The sequence below is a fragment of the Oleiphilus sp. HI0066 genome (genome assembly GCF_001635725.1).
The window spans coordinates 1-23,570 of record NZ_LWFH01000969.1 but is presented as its reverse complement, the minus strand read 5'-3'; the positions used below and the strand labels follow the sequence as shown (position 1 = coordinate 23,570).

The 23,570-nt window shown below is 44.9% G+C and carries 24 protein-coding genes; 18 read left to right on the top strand and 6 right to left on the bottom strand.

The window, feature by feature from the left end; genetic code table 11:
• Positions 1-425: 425 nt before the first annotated feature.
• From A3738_RS11010 to A3738_RS10995, 4 genes are all read left to right on the top strand, one after another.
• Positions 426-860: a hypothetical protein gene (locus A3738_RS11010; protein ID WP_068480646.1), complete on the top strand. Its 435-nt coding sequence runs from the start codon at positions 426-428 to the stop codon at positions 858-860.
• 79 nt (positions 861-939) lie between these two features.
• Positions 940-2,046 (top strand): HlyD family secretion protein, encoded by a 1,107-nt coding sequence (locus tag A3738_RS11005; RefSeq protein WP_197472250.1) that lies wholly within the window; start codon positions 940-942, stop codon positions 2,044-2,046.
• Positions 2,047-2,392: 346 nt separating this feature from the next.
• Positions 2,393-4,015, top strand: a complete 1,623-nt coding sequence (locus tag A3738_RS11000; RefSeq protein WP_068480800.1) for an FMN-binding glutamate synthase family protein — start codon at positions 2,393-2,395, stop codon at positions 4,013-4,015.
• Between the two features lie 403 nt (positions 4,016-4,418).
• Positions 4,419-4,793 (top strand): NapC/NirT family cytochrome c, encoded by a 375-nt coding sequence (locus A3738_RS10995; protein WP_197472085.1) that lies wholly within the window; start codon positions 4,419-4,421, stop codon positions 4,791-4,793.
• A gap of 95 nt (positions 4,794-4,888) precedes the next feature.
• On the opposite strand, the gene A3738_RS10990 is transcribed toward A3738_RS10995, so the two are convergent.
• Positions 4,889-5,218 carry a peptidylprolyl isomerase gene (locus A3738_RS10990; RefSeq protein WP_068477174.1) on the bottom strand — a complete coding sequence of 110 codons (330 nt, stop codon included), beginning with the start codon at positions 5,216-5,218 and terminating at the stop codon, positions 4,889-4,891.
• A 101-nt stretch (positions 5,219-5,319) separates the two neighbouring features.
• Between A3738_RS10990 and rfaD the strand changes: the two genes are divergently transcribed.
• Both rfaD and A3738_RS10980 read left to right on the top strand, forming a co-directional pair.
• Positions 5,320-6,267: an ADP-glyceromanno-heptose 6-epimerase gene (gene rfaD, locus A3738_RS10985; protein WP_068480653.1), complete on the top strand. Its 948-nt coding sequence runs from the start codon at positions 5,320-5,322 to the stop codon at positions 6,265-6,267.
• A 6-nt stretch (positions 6,268-6,273) separates the two neighbouring features.
• Positions 6,274-6,879, top strand: coding sequence for a trimeric intracellular cation channel family protein (locus A3738_RS10980; protein ID WP_068480656.1), 606 nt, complete (start codon positions 6,274-6,276; stop codon positions 6,877-6,879).
• Here the strand turns inward: A3738_RS10980 and A3738_RS10975 are convergent.
• Complete coding sequence (locus A3738_RS10975; RefSeq protein WP_231876623.1) at positions 6,876-7,499, bottom strand: LysE family translocator; 624 nt, start codon at positions 7,497-7,499, stop codon at positions 6,876-6,878. The two genes, A3738_RS10980 and A3738_RS10975, sit on opposite strands and share 4 nt — an antisense overlap.
• A 77-nt stretch (positions 7,500-7,576) precedes the next feature.
• Between A3738_RS10975 and A3738_RS10970 the strand changes: the two genes are divergently transcribed.
• The 3 genes from A3738_RS10970 to A3738_RS10960 all read left to right on the top strand — a co-directional run bounded on the left by A3738_RS10970 (position 7,577) and on the right by A3738_RS10960 (position 11,593).
• Positions 7,577-8,512 (top strand): hypothetical protein, encoded by a 936-nt coding sequence (locus A3738_RS10970; RefSeq protein WP_068480659.1) that lies wholly within the window; start codon positions 7,577-7,579, stop codon positions 8,510-8,512.
• Between the two features lie 64 nt (positions 8,513-8,576).
• Entirely contained in the window at positions 8,577-10,127 is a 1,551-nt protein-coding gene (locus A3738_RS10965; RefSeq protein WP_068480662.1) for a PAS domain-containing sensor histidine kinase, read from the top strand.
• Positions 10,128-10,189: 62 nt separating this feature from the next.
• Positions 10,190-11,593 (top strand): sigma-54 dependent transcriptional regulator, encoded by a 1,404-nt coding sequence (locus A3738_RS10960; protein WP_068480665.1) that lies wholly within the window; start codon positions 10,190-10,192, stop codon positions 11,591-11,593.
• Positions 11,594-12,153: 560 nt separating this feature from the next.
• On the opposite strand, the gene A3738_RS10955 is transcribed toward A3738_RS10960, so the two are convergent.
• Positions 12,154-12,915: an exodeoxyribonuclease III gene (locus A3738_RS10955; RefSeq protein ID WP_068475528.1), complete on the bottom strand. Its 762-nt coding sequence runs from the start codon at positions 12,913-12,915 to the stop codon at positions 12,154-12,156.
• Positions 12,916-13,069: 154 nt separating this feature from the next.
• Between A3738_RS10955 and A3738_RS10950 the strand changes: the two genes are divergently transcribed.
• On the top strand, positions 13,070-13,786 hold the full coding sequence (locus tag A3738_RS10950) for a nitroreductase (RefSeq protein ID WP_068480668.1): 717 nt from the start codon (positions 13,070-13,072) through the stop codon (positions 13,784-13,786).
• 82 nt (positions 13,787-13,868) lie between these two features.
• Here the strand turns inward: A3738_RS10950 and A3738_RS10945 are convergent, their stop codons facing one another.
• Positions 13,869-14,849, bottom strand: a complete 981-nt coding sequence (locus A3738_RS10945) for an adenosine kinase (RefSeq protein WP_068480671.1) — start codon at positions 14,847-14,849, stop codon at positions 13,869-13,871.
• Positions 14,850-14,954: 105 nt separating this feature from the next.
• Here A3738_RS10945 and A3738_RS10940 point away from each other — a divergent pair, with 105 nt between their 5' ends.
• From A3738_RS10940 to A3738_RS10930, 3 genes are all read left to right on the top strand, one after another.
• Positions 14,955-16,124, top strand: coding sequence for an MFS transporter (locus tag A3738_RS10940; protein ID WP_068480674.1), 1,170 nt, complete (start codon positions 14,955-14,957; stop codon positions 16,122-16,124).
• Positions 16,125-16,194: 70 nt separating this feature from the next.
• Positions 16,195-17,172 carry an alpha/beta hydrolase gene (locus A3738_RS10935; RefSeq protein WP_068480677.1) on the top strand — a complete coding sequence of 326 codons (978 nt, stop codon included), beginning with the start codon at positions 16,195-16,197 and terminating at the stop codon, positions 17,170-17,172.
• The gene (locus tag A3738_RS10930; protein WP_068480680.1) at positions 17,172-17,765 is read left to right on the top strand and encodes a hypothetical protein; all 594 of its coding nucleotides are present in this window, start codon (positions 17,172-17,174) and stop codon (positions 17,763-17,765) included. Before A3738_RS10935 ends, A3738_RS10930 begins: the two co-directional genes overlap by 1 nt.
• A gap of 65 nt (positions 17,766-17,830) precedes the next feature.
• Here the strand turns inward: A3738_RS10930 and A3738_RS10925 are convergent, their stop codons facing one another.
• On the bottom strand, positions 17,831-18,490 hold the full coding sequence (locus A3738_RS10925) for a ChrR family anti-sigma-E factor (RefSeq protein WP_068480683.1): 660 nt from the start codon (positions 18,488-18,490) through the stop codon (positions 17,831-17,833).
• A complete protein-coding gene (locus A3738_RS10920; RefSeq protein ID WP_068480806.1) occupies positions 18,457-19,044 on the bottom strand; it encodes a sigma-70 family RNA polymerase sigma factor in 588 nt (195 codons plus the stop codon). Before A3738_RS10920 ends, A3738_RS10925 begins: the two co-directional genes overlap by 34 nt.
• Positions 19,045-19,250: 206 nt before the next feature.
• On the opposite strand from A3738_RS10920, the gene A3738_RS10915 reads away from it, so the two are divergent.
• From A3738_RS10915 to A3738_RS10895, 5 genes are all read left to right on the top strand, one after another.
• Positions 19,251-20,312 carry an NAD(P)/FAD-dependent oxidoreductase gene (locus tag A3738_RS10915; RefSeq protein ID WP_068473698.1) on the top strand — a complete coding sequence of 354 codons (1,062 nt, stop codon included), beginning with the start codon at positions 19,251-19,253 and terminating at the stop codon, positions 20,310-20,312.
• 136 nt (positions 20,313-20,448) lie between these two features.
• A complete protein-coding gene (locus A3738_RS10910; protein ID WP_068480686.1) occupies positions 20,449-21,405 on the top strand; it encodes an acyl-CoA desaturase in 957 nt (318 codons plus the stop codon).
• Positions 21,392-21,841, top strand: a complete 450-nt coding sequence (locus A3738_RS10905) for a nuclear transport factor 2 family protein (RefSeq protein ID WP_082869023.1) — start codon at positions 21,392-21,394, stop codon at positions 21,839-21,841. Before A3738_RS10910 ends, A3738_RS10905 begins: the two co-directional genes overlap by 14 nt.
• Positions 21,842-21,853: 12 nt before the next feature.
• On the top strand, positions 21,854-22,684 hold the full coding sequence (locus A3738_RS10900; RefSeq protein ID WP_068480689.1) for an SDR family oxidoreductase: 831 nt from the start codon (positions 21,854-21,856) through the stop codon (positions 22,682-22,684).
• Positions 22,681-23,570: NAD(P)/FAD-dependent oxidoreductase (locus tag A3738_RS10895; RefSeq protein ID WP_068763593.1), on the top strand; the 890-nt coding region annotated here is incomplete at its 3' end. The genes A3738_RS10900 and A3738_RS10895, both read left to right, overlap by 4 nt.

Genomic DNA, 23,570 nt, shown 5'->3' with positions numbered 1-23,570 from the left:
AGACTTTTAAAATATCCAGTAACTAAATATTAGTTCCAATGAGCATGCCCTCAGCTTTCAATAAATAAAACTATTCTAAGTAACTTTAATAAAGCAACGATTGCGCTACTGGTCTTTCATAACATTCGGTTAATAACGAGAAACAGCTAGGCTCTAGTTTGCAAACGCGAGAAGAAACGTGAAAATTTCGCAAAAAACTTGATACAGTTTCTATACCCCGTGTAGGTCCAGTTCGAAGCGTGACTCACGATAACATGCCATTAAATTATATGAACAAGTGTCTTGCTGAGGATCGGTAGCAATATAGTGCGTTTCTGACGTAACATTAAATCGCGTTTCGCAACAGGGCTCAACCATAGTTAAAGAGCGAGCATCAAGAAAAAACACAGAATCATAAATGACTATATTTTCCTAAGGAGAGATGATTGATTTCAGAAAAAGAGGGGGTCGGGCATGCGCAGCCTCATTGGTTTATTGATCCCGGGCATACGGACTATCTGGCAGTGATCGTTATCATTCTGCTTTTGGTAGGTTTGTATGGTGTTGTCTATCTTTACGCGGCATTTGACCGCTGGGCGGAACGAAAGTCATCAAATACACCGCTAGCTCGAACAATTCCTACCTTACTCGCTATCGCTTTAGTATATGAGATATTTCCCGTTGATCACTTTCATGCTTTCCTCCCTCTCAGTGCAATTCTTATAGCATTGATGGCGGACTGGTCACGTTTCCACCTACATAAATCATCGTCAGATAGACTACCAGCCCCACACTCCGGGATGGAGCAAGGTCATACTGGACAACATGAGTGTAACGAAGTTGATATGGTTAAAGGTGCTGACAAGGTGCGCGATGTTTGAACTTTTATTTACGTCGTTTCCTGCGGTCATACGTTATTTCCAGCTGCGCCGGCGCGGGGAGTCAATGACGGTTTGGAATATGAAAACAGCTGTTTTTTTGTGGGCGATAATGGCTTTTACTGTTTTTGTAGTTATTTTTTATTTTCACCCAAAAACGTATGCAGGCGTGGTGCCTTTTAGGACGGTTTCGGTCGTTGCTCAAACTTCAGGACCAGTGACAGACATTTATGTAAAAAATGGCCAGCGAGTAAATACCGGAGATCTTTTGTTTCGTATTGAAAATAGTGCGCAGCTCGCCGCATTGTCTGAGGCAGAGGCTCAATTGGCGGTCATTGAAGCTGAGCAAGCCAAAGCAGAAGATAACAAACTTATAGCTGAAGCCAGTGTTCGCGAGATTCAGGCTCGATTGGTAAGTCTGCGAGATGAACTACGCGATGCAAAAAGCATACTGAAACTAGGTTATGGTACAACAAATAATGTGATTGAGGCTCGGTCTCAAGTTCAGGTGGGAGAGGCGGATCTGGATGCAGCGAAAGCTCAGCTTGATCTTACTGATGTTGAACTAACCGAGGGTATCCCCGCAAGACTGGCAGCATCCGAAGCCGCGATTGAAAAAGCGAGAACAGCCTTGGATTTTACAGAGGTTCGATCGTTCACAAATGGAACCGTAACCCAGCTGGCACTCAGCGTTGGCAGCCCAACGACTACACTTGTATTGAGACCATCAATGGTCATCATTCCCGATCGACCTGAAAACACATCAGTACGTGTTTCTGCAGGATTTTCTCAGGTTTCGAAAACGACCCTTTATGAGGGAATGCCAGCAGAAATCGCTTGTGACACTAATGCGAGCCTATCTTATAGAAATGCAATACTTCCTGCACGGATCGTTTTACTGCAGCCCGCTGTTGCGACGGGTCAAGTGACCCCCAGTGATGACTTAAAAGATCTACAAAATGCATCACAGCGCGGAACAATTCATGCCATGCTGGAACTTATTCACAATGAGCATGAAGCCTTATTGCTGGATGGTTCGGGTTGTATCGTACAGACCTATACCAATAACTTGGAAGGGGTTTTCGGGCACATTGTCGCCGCTACCGGAGTTGTTAAAGCTGCAGGGCTTAGAATGAAAGTATTGGGTTCAATACTGGCTGGTATCGGCCTAGCAGGCGGTGAACACTAAGTGTCGATAGCTTAGTTCAAAAACGAATGAGAAATGTCCAACTCTATGATGCCAACGGAGCTTTGCAACTGATTTCTGCTAAAGGTTTGTATCACCCTTTCACTTCGGATAAAAGAACCTTCGGCATCTCAGATAGCCATTTGCAGACAGTTACGCCAGGTCTTGTTTGTGTCTGTCATTCTGAAGAGATCGGAACACCAGGGCCGCCATGAAGGACTCAAGGCGTACATATAATCTCTTCCGCCTGATCAAACATCGGAGGGTTAAATGTGTTTCAGATTTACGATGCCAATTAATTTAGTACGCCTTAAAATTGCAATGATATAGCAAATGAGTGGAGTATGTGATGACTGCAATGCAACAAGTTTTTTATTTGGTTTCTGTATTCGGAAACCTGCTATTTTTGTCACTTTGGATGGTGACCGGTCAAACATTTTTCACGGTTATGTTGGTACTGACTATCAGCTACTCTGTGGTCGGGTTTTACGATTTAAACTACAGTGCGCATACTTTAAACAGGCTGTACCCCGTCGTCGCACATATCCGCTATTTTCTTGAGTCTTACCGAGTTGAAATTCATCAATACTTTATTGCAAATAATACGGAAGAGCTGCCATTTAATCGAGAGCAGCGGTCACTTGTATATCAAAGAGCAAAGGGTGAAATTGATACGAAGGCCTTCGGTACAGAACGAGATATCTTCCAGCAAAACTATCTATGTGCCTGGCATTCGCTAGCCCCAAAAGAAGTTCACCCAGAACATATTAGAGTTATGGTCGGGGGGAAAGAGTGCAGAAAACCCTATTCCTGTTCACGCCTAAATGTTTCAGCGATGAGTTATGGTGCGCTGAGCCAAAACGCTATTGAGGCATTGAACAAAGGCGCAGCTAAAGGTGATTTCTTCCACAATACCGGCGAGGGCGGAGTCAGCCCATTTCACCTAAAACATGGAGGCAATCTGGTTTGGCAATTGGGTACGGCATTTTTTGGTTGTAGAGATATCCATGGTAATTTTTCCGATCGCGCGTTTAGTGAATTAGCGAACCAAGGCGCCATCAAAATGATAGAGATAAAGCTATCACAAGGCGCGAAACCAGCCCATGGTGGAGTGCTGCCGGCGGCAAAGATCAGTGATGAGATTTCACGTATCAGAGGTATCCCCAAGGATCGGGATTGTATTTCTCCTCCAGTTAATTCGCTATGCCGCACCCCTTTAGACTTGTTGAATTTTGTGAAACGATTGAGGGAACTATCAGGCGGAAAGCCCGTGGGTTTCAAATTCTGTATGGGCAACCCAGCAGAGTTTCTGGCCATCTGCAAAGCGATGTTGAAAACGGGTATTTCGCCTGATTTTATCTCGGTGGATGGGGCGGAAGGTGGAACGGGGGCTGCTCCTGTTGAATTTTCCAATCGATTGGGTATGGGATGCTTGGAAGCCACCTACATTGCTCATAATGCATTGCTTGGTTGTGGCCTGAGGAATGAGATACGCATCATTAGTTCTGGTAAAACCGCTTCTGGATTTGATCTTTTAACAAAAGTCGCTTTTGGGGCAGATATTGTTTCGGCAGCTCGTACCATGATGTTTGCTCTGGGTTGTATCCAGTCGCAGTCCTGCAATACCAATTATTGCCCTACAGGTATCGCAACACAAGACCCGGTGCGTTCCAAGGCGCTTAATGTCGAGAGCAAATCAGAGCGTATTAAGAACTTTCAAAAGGCAACCGTAGATAGCTTTTTAGAGCTGGTTGGCGCGATGGGTTTGGAAAACCCAGACCAATTGCAGCCCTTTATGATAAGACGCAGAAACGCAAATGGGCTGAGTTTTGAGGGCGGTCTAACATTTCCGCCGCTCACGGAGGGAGCTCTCATTAACGAAGAAGAACAAGCTGACGAATGGTCTATGTATTGGCAGGCGGCTGACGCTAATTCATTTACACCCAAAGAACTTCTTAAATTTTCCCCTTGATAACACCATCTAATGGACTTTTACAACGCAGATAAACTAATGCCTTTCCTGAGAGTTTAGTAAAAAAGAAGGCGTAACTAGTTTCGAATAATGTTGTTCAGTTCGTCCGTTCCCCCAAGAAATCTGCGTAATTAACATCAGAAATTTGGCTTAGCTTTATGTCGGCTTTTGTCTAGCAGCTGAAGTTTTAAGCGATGAAAGCATGACTTACTTTTCATGAATTTTGCTAGCGCTGAGTCTCGATTTAGTGCAGTTAATTCTCTTCTTGCAGCTTATAATGTTGATCCTTTAGAGCCCATATTTGAGTTCAATAATGCTTAGAAAAAACCAAGAATTCCTTACAATATTGAATTCTATTAAATTCAACAGCTTACAAAATGTAAGCCTTACAAAGGTTGCTTAACTGAAAGGAACAATTCACTACAACAACCGTTCGGGTGTTCGTGCAACTTGCCCAGACTGCCACGTACCGCACAATTGGACGGACAAGATTGTGCGTAAAATGCAGGCATCGAAAGAAGTGTGGGGTAAGGTTTTTGGAACGATGAATACCCGCGAAAAATTCTTAGAAAAACGTTTGGAACTTGCTCAGCATGAGTGGCATCGCTTGAAGTCGAACAATTCTTTAGAGTGTCGAAACTGCCATAGTGCCGAATCGATGGACTTCAATCGCCAGAGTCCGCGAGCTCAGGCAATGCATTCTAAGTTCCTGATTACGCGAGAAAAAACATGTATCGATTGCCACAAAGGCATCGCGCATAAATTGCCCGATATGTAGGGTGTTGAAGGTTGGCAGTAGCCTAGGACTTCATTAACGAAAATTGGGGTCAGAGTACTTTTACTCTGACCCCATTTTTAACCACAACTAAGAACTTAATCTCTGTAATATACTTGTATCAAATGAAAACCGAATTGGCTTTTAACAGGGCCGTGAATTTTCTTGAGAGGCTGCGTGAAAATTACTTTCTCAATGGGCTTAACAAGCTGACCTTTGCGGATTTCTCCTAGATCGCCACCTTTTTTTTTGGATGGGCAAGTTGAATGTTTCTTGGCGAGTGCCTCAAAAGATTTACCAAGAATCAGCTGCTTTTTTAACTGCTCCGCTTCTTCTCTTGTCTTCACTAGTATGTGCTTTGCCATTGCAGTTGCCACGTTTGTCTCCGGCAGTATATCTCTATCATTGTCTTGAAAATCATCGCGCATTGTACACCTTTCGTATCTAGAGTGTATTTGTCGGCAATCAGTACCTATAATTGCGCGCAAGAAATTATTGTTATGGCGGATAGCCAACAAAGGAAAGCATTATGATTATCGTAACCGGCGGTGCAGGTTTCATCGGAAGTAATATTGTGAAGGCGCTGAATGATCAGGGGCGCACAGACATCATTGTTGTGGATGATCTAAGTGATGGTACAAAGTTTGTGAATCTTGTGGACTTAGACATTGCAGATTATCTCGATAAAGATGATTTCTTGGCGATGCTTGATGATGATGCTCCCTTGGGTGATATCGACGCTATTTTCCATGAAGGTGCTTGTTCTTCGACTACTGAGTGGGATGGCAAGTTTATGATGCAGAACAACTACCAGTATTCTGTTGAGTTGCTTGAATACTGCTTAGATAAAAAAATCCCGTTCCTGTATGCGTCATCTGCTGCAGTCTATGGCGGCTCAGATATATTCAAAGAAGAGCGTCAACACGAAAAGCCTCTGAACGTATATGGCTATTCGAAATTTCAGTTTGATCAATATGTACGTCGCATATTGCCTAAAGCCGAATCTCAAGTGATTGGTTTCCGTTACTTCAATGTATATGGGCCGCGCGAACAACATAAAGGTTCGATGTCGAGTGTTGCATTCCACTTGAATACGCAGATTAAGGCAGGCGAAAATCCTAAGTTGTTTGAAGGCTATGACGGTTATCCAAACGGTGGTCAAACGCGAGACTTTGTTTATGTAGGTGATGTCGCCAATGTGAATCTTTGGTGTTGGGAAAACAAAGCTGAGTCTGGGATTTATAACTTAGGCACAGGCGCGGCAGAACCTTTCCAAGCCGTGGCTGACGCGGTGATTGATTTTCACGGCAAAGGAAAGGTTGAGTACATTCCTTTCCCAGATCATTTAAAAGGCCGTTATCAGAGTTTTACTCAGGCAGACATGACTAACTTACGTGCTGCAGGCTATGACCAAGCATTCAAGGCGGTTGCTGAAGGGGTGAGTGAATATATGACATGGCTTAATAAGGACGCCTAATCTTCGATGGAATGGTTGCTGTACTTCGATCTGTTTGGTGTCTTCGTTTTTGCGCTGTCAGGAGGTTTTGACGGTGCAAAATACCACTTAGATTTACTCGGTATTTTGGTGCTAGCTTTGGCAACGAGCCTTGGTGGCGGCATTATGCGCGATGCGATTCTAGGTGTGCACCCGCCAGCAGCCTTTACTAACGAGACCTATTTTTTTACAGCTCTCGCTGCCGGTTTAATTGCTTTCTTCTTTGCTAACCGCGTCGAAAGGCATATGGACTATGTGCGTTTTGCAGATGCGATCGGTCTTGGCGTATTTGCGGCTATTGGTGCAGCAACTGCAGTGCGCCATGAGCTTGGTTGGGTGGGCGTTGTATTAATGAGTACCTTGACTGCGACCGGAGGTGGTGTGATTCGCGATTTACTTGTTCGCGAAATTCCGATGATCTTACGTTCAGATTTCTATGCATCTGCGGCCATTATCGGCGGGCTAATGTATATGGTTCTACATTCAGAAGGAGTGCCTGAAGCATATTGTATGGGGCTTGCCGCTCTAGCCGCCACTTCTAGTCGTTTTGTTGCGATGCGATATAACGTAAATCTGCCTCAGGCCAGACGCTAGCTCATCATTAACCAAATACCTACGCCTGCTAACAAGGCTCCAGAACATCGATTGAGTGTTTTTTGATGTTTTTCATCCCCCAAGAAATGCCCAAGACTCTTTCCGCCAAGCCCATAAATAATTAAGCACATCGCTTCGAGCACGAGAATCAAGACGAGTAACACAGATAGTTGTCCGAATAATGCGCGTTCTGGGTCGAGAAATGGTGGAAGCAAAGCGACAAAGAATGCCCATCCTTTGGGATTAGCTATTGCGGTGATAAACCCTTGCGAGATCAGTGCCGTAGGAGAATAGACAGTGTTCATTGCCGCATCGTTGGTGATGGCCATTTTTCCTTTTGATAGCCACATCTGTAAACCGAGATAAATGAGATAACATCCACCTCCGATCTTTAACACGCTAAATAAAATTGGATAGGTGAGAAGAATGGCGGCAACGCCAACGGCACTCAATGTCGCGACAAGACCAACACCCGATAGTTCGCCAATCATCATCCAAAAGATGGCTTTCATTCCGAAACGCATACCGAGCGTGAGTGACAAGGTCATACACATTCCTGGTGTGATAGACACCATAAAAAAGGTCGGAATGAAAAGAGATAAAACCGTGACGCTTGGCAGATCCAAAGTTATGCTACTCCTAAAAATGATGGGGCAATGACCCCGGCCCCGCGTATATTATTCGTAGAACAGACATTATGCAGCTAGAAGCAGTAAAAACTTTCGCAAACGATGTTGGACGAGCGTATTGGATTTTATTAAAAATTCTGGTTCCAGCAGTGATGGTTGTGAAAATTTTGCAAGAGCTTGGTGCGACAGAATTACTCGCATCGTTGCTTGCCCCCTTAATGAACATTGTTGGTTTGCCGAGTGAGTTTTGTTTAGTTTGGGCTGCAAGCATTCTGACAAATATCTACGCGGCGATGGTGGTGTTTTATGAATTGGGTGATGGCTCATACTCAGTCGCGCAAATCACAACATTAGCGATGCTTGTATTGGTGGCTCATGCCATTCCTATTGAGGGGGCAGTCGCGAAAGCATTAGGAGTTCCTTGGCGTATTACGATCTTGTTGCGCTGTGTCGGTGGTTTTGTCTTTGCTTTGATTACCTATTTCAGTCTGAGTGTAACGCCGCTTGCTGAGCAAACGAGTCAGGCTCTCTGGACACCCAGTGTTTCTGATACGAGCTTTTGGGGTTGGGTGAGAGCGCAATTCGAAATGTTGGCAGGCATATTGGTCGTACTGAGCTCTCTCATGCTATTTCTGCGTTTTTTACGCCTTATTAAGTTCGATCAAGTACTAGAATTTTTACTTTTACCGCTGACAAAATTCTTAAAAGTTGGCCGCGAAGCGAGTCATGTCACGATTGTAGGCTTGATGTTAGGTCTGAGTTTTGGTGCTGGTTTGCTCATTGATGCCGCAACAAAAGGCGAGATCAATCTACGGGATATGAAGGTCGTTGCATGCTTTCTCGGGCTTTGCCATAGCATCATTGAAGACACTTTATTGCTTCTATTATTAGGCGCACATTGGATACCCATTTTGCTTGGTCGTTTATTGTTGTCGATTATAGTGATGGCTATTTTGATTCGCTTTATGTTTAAAGAATCTGAAAAAGAGCCTGACTTCAGCTAACACTTTTCAAGTCCTTGTTTATACTCAAAGTTATTCGTTTTATTTAATTGTATTCGCGCCGAGTATGCCGAGTTCTTTATTTACTTATTTCAATCTTTATCGCGTCGTTATTTCTGCTTTATTGTGGGGGGTGACGTTTTCTAAAAAATACGCGGTAAGCGATTTTCGTGATATTGAAGCCTTTCAAGTTATCGCAGCTACTTACTTTGTCTTTTCTTTAGTTTCTTTACTGGCATATCGTTCGCGTTTAAAGGCTGACTATAGCCATATCTTTTTCTTTGGTTTCTTAGATCTTTGTTTTCTTCATGCCTTGTTTTATGCTGGTGAGGGCATCACTGGAGGGCTCAGTAATTTAGTTATTATTTCAGTTGCTGCTGCAAACATTATGCTTCGTGGAGTGTCTGCGTATGCGCTTGCGGCCGTGGCAAGTCTGTTATCGCTAACGCTTGAGTTTGATCGTTATATTCAAGATATGAGTGTGCTCTCCGATGTTGCTCGAGCAGGGTTATTTGGAGCTATTTACTTTGCGACGGCGTTTATTCTTCAAAACTTGTCGCGCCGTATTTCTCAAACGGAAGAACTCGCTGCCAAACAACAGAAAAATATCGCAGAGCTGCAAGCTCTTAATCATCAGATTATTCAAAGTATGCGCACTGGGATTATTGTTTGTGATCCTGATTATAAGGTGCTGACATTTAACCAAGCATGTTCTGATTTACTAGGTATGAAATCAGGAGAGCGCCTGCCTCAACAAATTATTGAGCGTATTGATGCGTGGTCGCGACAACCCACGGTGCGAAGTAAGCCATTTCAAATGAGTGCTGACTTACCTGAAGTTCAAGCAAATTTTTCGCGAATGGAAAATGCTGGCAAAAATAATACGCTTATTTTCTTAGAAGATACCCGTCTGCTCACTCAGCGCGCGCAACAATTAAAGCTAGCATCACTTGGGCGTTTAACAGCTAGTATCGCACATGAAGTGCGTAACCCCTTAGGCGCTATTAGTCATGCTGCACAGCTTCTTTCTGAGTCAGAAGAATTGACAGAAGCTGATCGCAAGATGACTAGCATCATCGAAAGGCATTGCGCGCGAGTAAATGGCATTATTGAAAATACGCTTACCTTGAGCCGCCGTGGTCAACCCGACGTGCAGGCTATTTCACTCCGACCTTGGCTTGAGCAAGTCGTCGATCAGTGTCGAGAACAAAGCGATTCTCCTATCCCCATCCGCGTGAACGTTCTGAATAAGGAAGACACTTTGGCGCGATTTGACCCTTCTCAGATTGAGCAAGTGCTTACTAACTTGATTGTCAATGCGCAATACCACATCGAGAAATCGATGAACGAGGGTGGGGTTGAAGTATGCTTGTCACGCAAAGCGGGCACGGGACAAGCTGTCGTAGATATCATTGATTCGGGTAATGGCGTATCGGAAGAGAATCAGAAACATTTGTTTGAGCCCTTTTTTACAACCGAGAGCACAGGAACCGGATTGGGTCTATACATATCGCGTGAACTGTGTGAAGCCAATCAGGCAAACTTAAGTTACCTTGAGAGCAGTAGTGGCGGTGCTTGTTTTCGCATTATATTTGCGCACCACAAACGAATTGTTTAAGCCAGAAACATTTGAATACAGACTTCAGCATTGACTGAGATAGAAACTAGTAGAGACGTTAAATGACTCGACCATGCGTATTAATAATTGATGATGAACCAGATATTCGAGAACTTCTCGAAATCACGCTGATGCGTATGGGGTTAGATACCGTCAGTGTTGATTGTATCGAAGAAGCTCATCGTGCTTTGTCAGAGTTTACCTTTCAATTATGTTTAACAGATATGAACCTGCCGGATGGCAATGGTATTGATTTTGTGCGTTTTATACAGAGCGAACACAGTCATATTCCGATAGCTATGATTACCGCTTATGGCAGTGTTGAAACCGCCATTGAAGCCCTAAAAGCAGGTGCATTTGATTTTATCTCTAAGCCTGTCGATTTAACGCAACTACGCACACTTGTATCTAGTGCGCTTAAACTCGCTGAAACAAAAGTTGATCTTGCTCAGTCAATTCCTAGTGATCAAACGGTGCTCCTCGGTGAGAGTGCCGAACTCAAAAAGCTCAACAAACAGGTTATTAAACTCGCTCGCAGCCAAGCGCCAATATACATCTCTGGTGAATCCGGAAGTGGTAAAGAATTGGTTGCACGTGCCATTCATGCCAATGGTGTCAGACGTGATGGGCCATTCATTCCAGTTAACTGTGGCGCGATACCAAGCGAGTTGATGGAAAGTGAGTTTTTCGGACACTTAAAAGGTAGCTTTAGTGGGGCTCATCAAGATAAAGATGGCCTGTTTAAAGCGGCGGATGGCGGCACTTTGTTTTTGGATGAAGTGGCTGATCTACCCTTAGATATGCAGGTGAAATTGCTTCGTGCTATTCAAGAGAAAGCGGTGCGTGCCGTAGGCGGTGAGTCTGAAGAAGCCGTCGATGTGCGCGTTTTGAGTGCAACGCATAAAGATCTTCAAGCATTGGTCGACGACGGCAGTTTTCGACAAGACTTGTTCTACCGCATTAACGTCATTAACTTGCAGGTACCTAGCTTGCGCGAACGCCAAGATGACGTAGCGCTATTGGCAACGCGTTTCTTGTCGAATATCGCTCAAGAATGTGGGGTCGATAACGCGTCCATCGATGCCAATGCAATGCAAGCGCTTAAAAGCTATAGCTTTCCTGGAAACGTGCGTGAGTTAGAGAACATCATTGAACGTGCGTTTACGCTGTGTGAAGACGATATTATTCGTGAACAAGATCTGCAGCTAGATAACAGCCCGCGCTTATCTCCAACCCAGACCTTTTCTGAGCCGAGCGCTCAGCCCGACAACCAAGGTAGCTCTACAGACTTTGTATCGGCTCGACCGGAGGATATGCCTTTAGAAGATTATCTTGAGCAAATAGAGCGCGTAGAGATAGAAAAAGCGCTGCAAGATACCAAATGGAATCGCACTGCGGCAGCGAAAAAGCTGGGTATGAGTTTTCGGTCTATGCGGTATCGTTTGAAGAAGTTGAGATTAGATTAATCCCTTTATTTTTGGCCATATGCCTAAGCGCTTTTGTTTCAGGTGTTGTTTCGATTTAGCTTCTTCTTTTCTTGTCGGCAGCGGCCGACAACGCCTTAAGACCTTTAACGCTAAAGGTCTTAAGAATCTAAATGCGCCCCAGCTCTCGGGGCCTTCGGCTACACTCAAGTTCTTGTTCAAATCGGCGCTGCGGGACTCGCCTTCGGCTCGGGCAGTCCTCGCGTATTCCCGATTTTCACTAGCGAGCTTTCGTCCCTCAAGATGAGGGTGGCCGTTTCGATAAAGTATATTTTTGGCACTAACTTCCCCCTTCTGACTAGATGAGTCGCGAAAAGAATAAACAGATTAACGCCGAGGATTGTCTGAGTGAACGAAGTGAGCGAGTTCCGCAGGCGCTGTTTATTCTTGAGCAACGAATGAACCCGAAGGGCTAGGAAGTAGGGGCTGACAGGGACGAGGTGAATTTCTTAGTAAGAGAGGGTGGCCTGGGTCATTGTTAAGGGAGTGTCAGCTACTCCCTTAACTCGTCCTTCAGGACGAAACCTGAATAGAAGAAAAAACTATACCTCGATCATCACTGGACAGTGATCTGAACCCATCACCTGATCAAAAATATCTGCATTCTTGATGCGATCTTTAAAAGAGTCAGACACTAAGAAGTAATCAATCCTCCACCCTATGTTGCGCTGACGTGCTCCAGCACGGTAGCTCCACCAAGAATAACGCTCACCTTGCTCTGGATGAATATGTCGGAAGCTATCGACAAAGCCCGCATTGGTATAGGCATCCATACCATCGATTTCTTCTTGCATGTAGCCTGCGCTTTTATTGTAGTTTGGCTTCGGACGCGCGAGATCAATATCTTTATGTGCAACGTTCAAATCGCCGCAAACTAATACTGGTTTGGTTTGTTCTAGGGTTTGAATGTATTCAAGAAAAGCTTTGTCCCAAGTTTGACGATATGGCAGACGTTTGAGTTCGCTCCCGGAGTTAGGTGTGTAAACGGTGACGAGATAAAAGTCTTCGTACTCTGCGCAAATGACACGGCCTTCGGTATCGTGTTCATCGATGCCAATATCATTTTTAATAGAAAGAGGCCTTTCTTTCGTGATGATCGCGGTGCCAGAGTAGCCTTTCTTTTCAGCTGAGTTCGAGTAGATGTGGTAGCCCTCGAGTTCAGCAAGTGCTTCCTGTACTTGGTCGTCTTGTGCCTTGGTTTCTTGAAGGCAAAGCACGTCCGGCTGCATTTCTTCGAGCGAAGCCAAAAAGTCTTTTTTCATTACGGCGCGAACACCATTTACATTCCACGAAACTAAACGCACGAAAGATCTCCAGTTCAAGTACTAAATTTTGATGGCGAGTTTACATGGGGTGTTGATAGATCGAAACACTTAATTTTACCGTAAGCCCTTTCTATCTGGTGCAGAGTTTTTTAGTCTGCATGTTCTAACAAAAAGCCTGAGGCCTGAATAAAAGATGGAGTTCCAAGACGTTCTTACGAAACGCAATAGCACGCGTGATTTTACCGACCAAGAAGTAAGTGATGACTTGATAAAGACCTTGCTTGCGGATGCTTTGAAAGCACCAAGTTCTTCTAATACGCAGTCGTATCGTGTGGCGATAGCAAAAGGGGTGACTAAAGATAAAATCGCTGAAGCGTTATTGAAAAAGTATGATAAGGGTATCGAAATTCAGCGTTTAAAAGGCGTGTCTAAAATCGTGAGGGGTATAACGAGCGGTGCCTTGCCTAATGGTGATTTCAAACCAGATATTCATTACCCATCCGAGCAAAAGAGACGCGCGATTGAGTGCGGCAAGGGCTTGTATGGTGTACTCGGAATTGAGCGACATGATCGCGCAGCGCGCGATGCTTGGATGCGAAAAAACTTCGAGTTTTTTAATGCGCCGGTAGCGATGTTCATTTTTGTTCATGGCGAACGTGCCGAATACAGTGCGCTTGATACAGGTATGTTCTTGCAAAATCTGATGCTGTCAGCGACTGATAAGGGGCTTGGGACATGTGCGCAAGCTTCTGTTGCAATGTGGGGCGGCGATGTTCGTCCATTCTTTGATATTGAAGACAAGTACAAGCTAATTTGCGGTGTGTGCTTGGGCTACCCAAGTAATGACAAAATAAATAGCTTTCAACCAGAAAAGCGCACAGTAGAAGAAATCTGTTTTTCTGTGGCATGATAAGTCATTTGTTTGGCTTTTCATAATATCGGGATCAGAGTATTTTTACTCCGACCCCGATTTACAGCATGACTACAAGAACTTACAGCAAGACTTGGTGCTGCTCTGCTTTTAAGCGTGGTCCGTATTGGCTGACTACTTGAGCAGCTGCTTTGTTTGCCAGAGAAGCCGCTTCAACATAGGACTTTCCAGCAGTAATAGCATATAAAAATGCGCCAGCAAACATGTCTCCCGCACCGTTGGTATCAATAGCTGTTGCTGCCACACCTTCAACTTTTGATAGCGTTGTGCCATCAAATACCATTGCGCCATCTTTACCTAATGTGATCGCAAAACTGGCCGCGTATTGTTTCATCGCGTCACAGGCTTCTTCGATATTCGAAGTCTTTGTCCAACCGAGTGCTTCGTCTTGATTGGCAAACAGAAGATCAACTTTATCGCCGAGCATGTCGGCGAGACCATCACCGAAAAATTGCACCATTCCAGGGTCAGACAACGACAGGGCTGTTTTGACACCATGCTGTTCAGCTAATTTGCGCAACTCAACAGCCGCAGCGCGTCCTGTGTCTGACGTAACAAGATAGCCTTCGATGTAGGCATACTCTGATTCTTTCAACGCATCGATGTTGATGTTCTCGGTGCTTAGTGTTTCGCTGATCCCAAGAAAGGTATTCATGGTACGCTCAGCGTCTGGGGTAATCATGACTAGACACTTACCGGTTGTACCTGATTCATGTTTTGATTGATCGGTAGAGACGCCTGCCTCAGCAAGGTCGTCATGGAAGAATGTACCGTTATCGTCATCAGCTACTTTGCATGAGTAGTATGTTGATGCGCCAAAGCAAGCTGCCGCATAAATTGAGTTACACGCACTGCCGCCACTAGATCGCTTGCTACCCACTAGGTGACCTTTCATATGATCGAGAAGCTCTGTTTGGCGTGCTTCATCTACCAATGTCATAAGACCTTTTTCGATGTTTGCTTGAGATAGAAAATCATCAGTGACTTCAATTTCGGTGTCGACAAGTGCAGCACCGAGGCCATAGACATGGTAACGTGTCATAGTTTTTTGTTCCTTTCATTTTTATGCGATTCAAACCCGCATTATTACAATCGAGCTCAAGCAACGCAAAGTATCTTGCTGCTGTTTTTCGCATAAGGAGAGTTTGTGCAAAAATTAAATAGGAATGTTTGGCTTTTGGCAGTCGCAAGTGCCTTAGGTTTGAGTACGGCGCCGTTAGTTGTGTTTGTCGGTGGCTTGATTGGCAGTGAGTTGGCGCCAGATAAAGCAATGGCCACGTTACCTGTTGCAGCAATCGTTGTGGGTACGGCTATGGCGGTCATTCCTATTGCGCGCTTGATGCAAAGTTATGGGCGTTCGACTGTTTTTCGCGTCAATATTCTTATGATGATTTGCGCAGCACTTGGTGCAGCGCAAGCCATCGAGCAGACCTCGTTTTGGGGATTTTGTTTCTTCGTGATGTTGTTAGGAGTTGGCCTAGCGGCAATTCAGCAATATCGGTTTGCGGCGATGGAAAGTGTTGATGAATCTCAACATGCGCCAGCTGCTTCGTTCGTACTGCTGGGTGGTCTTGTTGCAGCATTTGTTGGCCCAGAGCTCGGGCAGGTTGGTAGAGAGTTATTTGACCAACATTACAGTGGCTCGTTTGTCTTGCTCGCTGTCATACTCGCATTAAGTTTGCCTGTTTTGTTTGTATTTAAGGCGCCTAAGCCGGTTGATTCCCAACAGCGCTCTTCATCAGAAGAAAGGACAATTTTTGAGATTTCTTCTCAGCCGGTGTTTTGGGTGGCCGTTCTCTCGGCGGCCATTGCTTATGCCGTTATGTCTTATGTTATGACCGCCACGCCAGTGACAATGCACAATCTAATGGGGCACTCGCTCGAAGATACGAAGTGGGTGATTCAAATACATATTATGTCGATGTATATCCCCTCGTTTTTTTCAGGCTTTCTCATACAACGATTTGGTCAATTAAAAATGCTATGGCTGGGTTTAGCATGTTATGCCATCACAATTGCTATTGCGTGGTCTGATCCTCAGTTAGTACATTTTTATGTCAGCTTGATTTTGTTAGGTGTTGGCTGGAACTTATTGTTCGTATCAGGCACGAGTCTTTTGCCGCAAGTCTATAAAGGCAATGAAGCTTATAAAGTGCAGGGTATTAACGACTTTAGCGTGTTTGGTTTGCAGGCCATGGCGTCTTTGTCGAGTGGAGCAATTGTTTATGCCTTTGGTTGGACGACTTTGTTATTTTCTGCAATACCGGTCTTGTGTATTCAGTTGGCATTGTTAGTATTCTGGAAACGTTCTGCATAACAATAATCATGTTCATGGCTAGGCGTTTTGATGCGAAAATGGCCTAGTTTAAAAATAAGAAGTATGACCTATGTTAAAGAATTCTTTTGCCGTGCTCGGTGCGAGCTCCTCCGCTTTTTCGTCGATGGTCGTTCGACCTAATTCACTTTCAGCTCGAAGTTGGCGCGCAGAATTTACCTGTCGTTTTGTGCAAATGCTGTTTAATAAATATGAATCGCAGAGTCATGATTGGTTGAGAGAAACGCAAAAGCTGCTCGCAATGAAAGGGCCTGCTTTATCAAAAGTGACAGCGCATCGAGGAGAGATTGCTGGTGTACCTGTTTTAGAAGTTTATCCAAAAAAACTAGATCCAAAAGACTTGCCAACGGTAGTGTATTTTCATGGTGGCGGATATGTGATTGGTAGTGCCGAAGGGTATAAATATACTCTCGCGAAAATTGCCATTTTGTGCGGTATGCGAGTTATTGCTGTGGATTATCGATTAGCGCCTGAGCATCCGCTTCCGTGTGCACAAGAAGATTGCTTGGCGGTAGTTGAATCAATTATCAAAGATCTAGATGCTCAGGAGCAGTTATATCTCATGGGCGATTCTGCGGGTGGCGCTCTGGTGCTCAACACGCTTCGGGAGTTAAAAGAGCAAGGTCGGGTTGGTGCAGTAGATGGTGCGGTTCTGTTGTCGCCATGGGTTCGCCCTTTTGAGCCTGAGTATTTATCGACGGAGTTTGAGTCGGTAGACATGTTGTCAGAGTCGATTGTAAATCGCTGGGTCAACAGTTTTGGTGATAATGTCCAAGACCATAAACGTGTAACGGATTTTTCTGAGACCAGCTTTATTGGTTTTCCGCCAATGTATGTGCAGGCAGGAGGAAGTGAGATATTCAAAGCGCAGGTGGATGATTTAGTCAGCCGTTTACGTGCTGATCGAGTAAACACAGCATACGATGTCTTCCCTGATATGTTTCACGTCTTTCAAACTTTGTCTCCGTTGGTTCCAGAAGCTGATAGGGCATTAGCTTTGATTGCCAAGAAAATAGAGCAATTTACTTGATGCGTTTAATCATCACGCTCCTCGCGCTAACTCAACTTGTGGGGTGTGCGACAGCGCCACCTAAAAATCCAGATAATCTCTGTGATATTTTTTATGAGAAATCTGATTGGTACGAGGCCGCTATCGAAACGCGTGAGCGCTGGGGCGCGCCGGTGCATATTCCGATGGCCATTATGTACCAAGAATCTCGATTCAAGTATGACGCACAACCTCCGATGGAATATTTTCTTTGGATCATCCCGATAGGTCGTGCGAGTGACGCCTACGGATATTCTCAAGCAAAGACGCCTGTTTGGGGGGAGTATCAAGACGATGCTGGTGGCTGGTTTGCAGAACGTGATGATTTTGAAGATGCCATTGATTTTGTCGGTTGGTATATGAACCGTACTAACAAAATGAACAAGGTGTCGAAGTGGGATGCTTATGCGCAATATTTGAATTACCACGAAGGGCAGGGCGGTTATCGCAGAGGGTCTTATAAATCCAAGCCTTGGTTAATGGGTGTCGCCCGTAAGGTCGAAGCGAGAGCGAAAAAATACAGCGAGCAGTATTGGGGATGCAAAGATGATCTGGCCAGCTCTTGGTTTTGGTAAGAGATAGTATTGTTTGGGAATAAAAAAGCCGGCTTCATGCCGGCTTTTAAGTTTCAGCGATCTAACTACCTCAGGAACGGATTCAACATTCTTCCGAAGAACCCTGTCATCTTCAGCGGTGCGTCCATTACAGCTAAACAAATACAATCCGCGTCAGCCGATGCTTGTGGCTGGTGCTTAGTATTTTCGTCTGCGAGAATGAAATCACCTTGATTGTACTTGCAACTCTTATCGGAAAACGAACCTTGCATCACTAAGGTGTACTCCGTTCCTTTGTGTGTATGCTCTGGAAGCTTTGAACCAGCTTTAATTCGGTATAGCTTCGTTGTGTAGCGCTCATCATCAATATTGAGGTTTACCTCTTGGATGTTTTTGCTGAAGCCACTCCAATTTAATTGGTCAAAGTCTTCTTTGATAAACCTGCGCATCGGGCGCGGTATATTTATGCGCTTTTCGTTTGCTGCTTTTTCGAAACTCTCTTGAGAAACTTTATTTCTTTCAAACATTTCGATTTTTGCCCAGGTCTCGTCTAATAGAGAATCAGACACGACTTCTTCGGAACATTGTTTCAATATGTCGCCACCAAGCGACTCAAAGTTACGAACTTTTTCTGCACATTTAGGACATGATTCAACATGGCATGCCACCATGAGTCCTAATGCATCAGCTAGTTGCCCAGCTGCGAAGGACATCAAAAGTTCATCATTAGGATGATAATTAGCCATGACATTTGCTCTTTTGCTACGTTTTCTAATTTCTTCATTGCGAGTCTTAGGCGCGATTTGATTGTACCTAGTGGTAAATCAAGATCTGCCGCTATCTCGCTGTGTGATTTGCCTTCAAAGTATACTTTGAAAACCACTTGCTTTTGGACCTCTGGAAGGTGCTTCAGCATTCCTCGTGCTGTCTTACCTTCCAGTTCTCCTGAAATCTGCGTCTCTAATTCTTCTGAACCTTCTTCGGCCCAGAGGTCGTCCGACTGCACAGTTTCATGGCGACTTTTTCGCGCCATATCAATTCTTTTGTTTCGAACGATCGTGTACAACCAAGTAATCGCGCTGCCCGACTCTGGCTTGAAAGTGTGCGCTTTACGCCACACAATGATCATGCATTCTTGCAGAAGCTCTTCAGCGTCAGCGCTTGAAGCTCCGCATTGCATCGCGAAGGCTTTTAATCTGGAAGATGTTGCTTTGAAAAGATCTACAAAAGCTTGTCTATCTTTACTCTCTCCAATCCTGATTAAAAACTGATTCAACTCATTCGGTTCTTTCTGTGCCAAAACTCGGCCCTTATTTGATGAAGATGCAGATGTACCGCGGGGTTTCACCAAACTTACCTTAGCTTTCTTGTCCAGTAAAGCGTTCATACTAGGAGTTCTCGGTTTGAGCAGTTTTACTATCAAAAAAACGATCTAATACTCCGCAAAGTACGTACTGCAATCGTTGCTAATTTTTTTTACGCATATCCTTAAATTTCGGATTAACTATGGATCAAAAAACATCCCCTTTTTCTCAACGCTGGGACTTTGCCGTTATTGGCGCTGGAATGGCAGGGGCTTTTATCGCAGGACGACTACAGGCTGAAGGCAAGTCAGTATTGATTATTGATAAAGCGCGAGGATCTGGGGGGAGGGTTTCCTCCAAACGTTTGAAGGCGGGCGAGATCGCTTTTGGCGTCGACTTAGGGTGTCAGTTTTTTGAAGTGAGCCACTCTTATTTTGAGGCCTATCTTTCTTCGAGGGAAGATGTCGTGATTGAATCTAGCAGGGCGATTGTTCGCGGACGTAATTCTTTGCTTACCCGTGGAGCGCTGGGCAGCGCGTCAACCTTGTTCGGAGCGCGAGTGCTCAGCGCAAGCCGGAACGAAAATCTTTGGACTGTCGAATTAGACGTAGCTTCTGAAAACAAAACACTTGAGGCCGACCATCTCATTTTGGCTACGCCGCCGATTCAAGCGGCGGAGATATTGGGGCGCGACCACCGGCTTTATTCATCAATGTCTGAGTCGCGTCACCACGCGCAGTGGGTCTCTGTTTTTGCGTTTGATAAGCGTGTTCTTGATGCTGAGACAGTAAAGATGCTAGAGAAAATTGGGTCAATCCAAAGTGACGTCATAGGGCTGGTGTCGGTTGAATCGCGTAAGCCAGATCGGAATATTGATGCTAGCCTGTTGGTTATGACGCTACACAGCTCTGAGTCATGGGCGGCTCGGAATCTCAATGTCAGTGCTTCAGATGTCGAAACGGTATTGCTAGAATCCTTGGCCGATGTCGTGGATCTGGACTCAGTTGTTTTGCGCAATGCTCTAGGAAAGGCGCATGTTCATCGATGGTTGTATGCTCGTCCTACTATCTCTAATCGCTTGATGGGGTCTTTCTTTGATGATGCCTCGATTAAGCTGTCTGCCTGTGGGGATTACTTTTCGGTGGAATCCGAGTATGGTGTTGAATCAGCATTTTTAAGTGCAAATGCTCTTTTGAGAACCATTCTCACGTCTACTGAAGGTGTGTTGTCCAATAATGAAAGCGAAAGTCTCCTCACATCTTAAATCCAATGGTTCTTGTTTGACGTTTAGTTAGTGTCAACGGATTTATCGCCCGAGCATCTCGCTCGGGTCAAGCGTTTGGGATATTTAAGTGAAAACACATATAAGTGAAAGCCGATTTTCTTTGAGGAAATTGGCGATGTCCGTCGTGCTTTGGTTTGATGCTGAAGCAAGTGCGGAGCAAATAAAAGGTCAACCAAATGACATTAATTGGTTGAGATGTTTGCCTTTTATCATTGTACATGTCGCATGTCTGAATTTGATTTGGCTCGGCTGGAGTCCGATTGGGGTCGCTATTTGTTTGGGCTTTTTTTGGTTGAGAATGTACGCGATTACCGCCGTATACCACCGGTACTTCGCGCACAGAGCGTATAAAATGAATCGCTTCTGGCAGTTTTTCTTTGCGGTGATTGCTTCGAGTTCAGCGCAGCGTGGACCCTTATGGTGGGCGGCTCATCATCGAAATCACCACAAATTCTCTGATACAGATCACGATTTACATTCACCAATTAATCACAGCTTTTGGTGGAGTCATGTTGGGTGGTTTTTAAGTAACCAGGCGTACAAGACCGATTACGACGTTGTCCCTGACTTGGCTAAATATCCAGAGCTCGTCTTCTTAAATCGTTTTGATAGCTTGATGCCAATTCTAGCAGCGCTAGGCATGTATGGTTTAGGCGAATTATTGGCTGCAACACATCCAGAGCTCGGCACTAACGGATTACAGCTTGTTGTCTGGGGTTTCTGCGTATCGACGGTGCTGTTGTTCCATTCAACTTTCACGATTAATTCTCTGGGGCACGTCTGGGGCAAGCGTCGTTTCAATACTAAAGACCAAAGCAGAAACAACGGTTGGCTCGCGCTGCTGACTTTGGGTGAGGGATGGCATAACAATCATCATCGGTTTGCGGTATCTGCTCGACAAGGCTTTTACTGGTGGGAGATTGATATATCTTATTATGTAATCAAGTTGCTGAGTTTTATTGGTATTACACGTGAGCTAAAGCCTGTTCCCTCGCGTATCCTCCTTGAAGGTAAACAGCACGCTAAAAACGCGTCCAGCCAACAAAAGGGGGAGATTGGTGAAAGCAAGTAACGCGCAAGTGGTTTCAGCAGTCGCGCAATTCAAAGAAATGTTTAACGTGTTGAATCGCGACACTCTAAGCGAGTCTTTGTTGAGCCAAACCTACACTGATGACTTAGTGTTTAGGGATCCGCTTCATCATATTGAGGGCATGGCTGACTTGATCGCGTATTTTGAAAACGTGTACGAGAACGTCGGAAGTATTTGCTTTGATTGGTTAGACGAGTCGCTTGAGAAAGACCGCGCGTACTTGCGTTGGAAAATGTACTTCACTCATCCTCGATTAAATCGGGGGCAAAGCGTTGCTGTGGACGGGACCTCTATTCTCAGAGTTGAAGATGGAAAGGTTTGCGATCATCGAGACTTTTTCGACGCAGGGCAGATGCTATATGAGCATATTCCTGCCTTGGGATTTCTCATTAGGAAACTGAAACAACGATTGGTTTAGCGGAGATCGCGCATGAGCGGAAATAATCAAAATTCCACGCTTTGGGTCGTCGGTGCCAGTACTGGTATCGGACGTTCTGTAGCGATCGAGTATGCGCGCAATGGCGGTTTCGGCAGAATTATTCTAAGTGCGCGATCTGAGGATAAGTTAGTAAGCGTAAAGGCTGAAATCGAAACTTTTGGTGTGCTTGCAGACGTTCTCGTTTTAGATATAACTCAGGCAGATCAAATTGCGAACGCTCAATCTTGGTTGCAGGAAAACGTTCCGAACTTATCCATGGTGATTGTCAACGCTGGGACTTGTGAGTACATGGACAGCGATCAGCTTGATACTGATTTGGCGCGCCGCGTTTTCGACGCAAATTACTTCGCTGCGATTGAAATCTCGCGGGTGGCTTATCCGTTTCTCCGAAAAGCTAAAGCTGCGGATGCTGATGCATCAATGGTGTTCGTGTCGAGTAGTGTGACTTATCAGGCGCTTCCTCGTGCGCATGCTTATGGAGCTTCGAAAAGTGCGTTGCGTTATTTTGCGGAATGCTTGCGCATAGATTGGCAGCTCGAAGGTATTGATGTTCAGTTGGTCAGCCCTGGTTTTGTTGATACACCGCTGACCCAGCAGAACGACTTTGATATGCCTATGATGGTGTCGAGTGAAGATGCAGCCGATAAGATCGTGAGGGGGTTGGATAAGCATGTATTCGACGTATCTTTCCCAAAGCGTTTTGTTTGGAGTCTCAAACTTCTATCGTGGCTGCCTACTAAGGCCAAATTTAAACTCTTGGGATCGATGTCTCGTCACGAAACCAGTCTAACAGATTTAGAGAAAGGAAAGACAAATTTATGATGACCGAAGTTCAGTCGTCACAAAAAATTGCGGTAGTCGGCTCTGGCATTGCTGGGCTTACAAGCGCCTATCTATTGAGTAGACATCATGAGGTTACGCTTTTTGAAGCGAACGATTATCTTGGTGGGCATACGCATACAAAACAAATAGAACATAACGAGAAGCGCTATCCGGTCAACACCGGTTTTATCGTTTTTAATGATTGGACGTATCCAAATTTCATTAAGTTGATGGAGCAATTAGGTGTTGCATGGCAAAACTCAGATATGAGTTTTAGTGTTCATTGTGCAAACAGTGGTCTCGAATACAACGGCACGAATATCAATTCGTTGTTTGCTCAACGCCGCAACTTGCTTCGTCCTAAATTCTGGCGCATGGTCAAAGATATCCTGCGGTTTAACGAGCAAACTACCTCCGCTTTAGATAAAGGCGAAGACCTCAGTATGACCTTAGGGGAATACATTGAGCGTAATGGGTATTCTCGTCAATTTCGTGATTTTTACATCATACCAATGGGGGCAGCTATTTGGTCTGCGTCAACAGACGTAATGATGAATTTTCCAGTTGAGTTTTTCCTGAAGTTCTTTAACAACCATGGGATGTTAAGCGTGGATGACCGTCCTACATGGCGTGTGCTTACTGAAGGCTCGGCCGCGTACGTGAAAGAGATTATCAAGCCTTTCGAACAAAACATTCGTTTAAACACGCCGGTGAAAAAAATCGAACGAAATGCGTCGAATGTCGTGATTCATTCAAAAGACGGTGCTGAAGAATTTGATCAAGTGATCTTGGCATGTCATAGCGACCAAGCGCTTAGCATGCTTGAGTCGCCGACTCCGCAAGAAGAAGAAATTTTAGGTGCGATTCCGTATCAAGATAATGAGGT

Excerpts from the sequence above, each read along its gene's own strand:
- A3738_RS11005 (WP_197472250.1), top strand. The coding sequence starts at position 940 with ATGAAAACAGCTGTTTTTTTGTGGGCGATAATGGCTTTTACTGTTTTT.
- A3738_RS11000 (WP_068480800.1), top strand. The coding sequence starts at position 2,393 with ATGACTGCAATGCAACAAGTTTTTTATTTGGTTTCTGTATTCGGAAAC.
- A3738_RS10990 (WP_068477174.1), bottom strand. The coding sequence starts at position 5,218 with ATGCGCGATGATTTTCAAGACAATGATAGAGATATACTGCCGGAGACA.
- rfaD (WP_068480653.1), top strand. The coding sequence starts at position 5,320 with ATGATTATCGTAACCGGCGGTGCAGGTTTCATCGGAAGTAATATTGTG.
- A3738_RS10980 (WP_068480656.1), top strand. The coding sequence starts at position 6,274 with ATGGAATGGTTGCTGTACTTCGATCTGTTTGGTGTCTTCGTTTTTGCG.
- A3738_RS10970 (WP_068480659.1), top strand. The coding sequence starts at position 7,577 with ATGCAGCTAGAAGCAGTAAAAACTTTCGCAAACGATGTTGGACGAGCG.
- A3738_RS10965 (WP_068480662.1), top strand. The coding sequence starts at position 8,577 with ATGCCGAGTTCTTTATTTACTTATTTCAATCTTTATCGCGTCGTTATT.
- A3738_RS10960 (WP_068480665.1), top strand. The coding sequence starts at position 10,190 with ATGACTCGACCATGCGTATTAATAATTGATGATGAACCAGATATTCGA.
- A3738_RS10950 (WP_068480668.1), top strand. The coding sequence starts at position 13,070 with ATGGAGTTCCAAGACGTTCTTACGAAACGCAATAGCACGCGTGATTTT.
- A3738_RS10945 (WP_068480671.1), bottom strand. The coding sequence starts at position 14,849 with ATGACACGTTACCATGTCTATGGCCTCGGTGCTGCACTTGTCGACACC.
- A3738_RS10935 (WP_068480677.1), top strand. The coding sequence starts at position 16,195 with ATGTTAAAGAATTCTTTTGCCGTGCTCGGTGCGAGCTCCTCCGCTTTT.
- A3738_RS10930 (WP_068480680.1), top strand. The coding sequence starts at position 17,172 with ATGCGTTTAATCATCACGCTCCTCGCGCTAACTCAACTTGTGGGGTGT.
- A3738_RS10925 (WP_068480683.1), bottom strand. The coding sequence starts at position 18,490 with ATGGCTAATTATCATCCTAATGATGAACTTTTGATGTCCTTCGCAGCT.
- A3738_RS10915 (WP_068473698.1), top strand. The coding sequence starts at position 19,251 with ATGGATCAAAAAACATCCCCTTTTTCTCAACGCTGGGACTTTGCCGTT.
- A3738_RS10910 (WP_068480686.1), top strand. The coding sequence starts at position 20,449 with ATGTCCGTCGTGCTTTGGTTTGATGCTGAAGCAAGTGCGGAGCAAATA.
- A3738_RS10900 (WP_068480689.1), top strand. The coding sequence starts at position 21,854 with ATGAGCGGAAATAATCAAAATTCCACGCTTTGGGTCGTCGGTGCCAGT.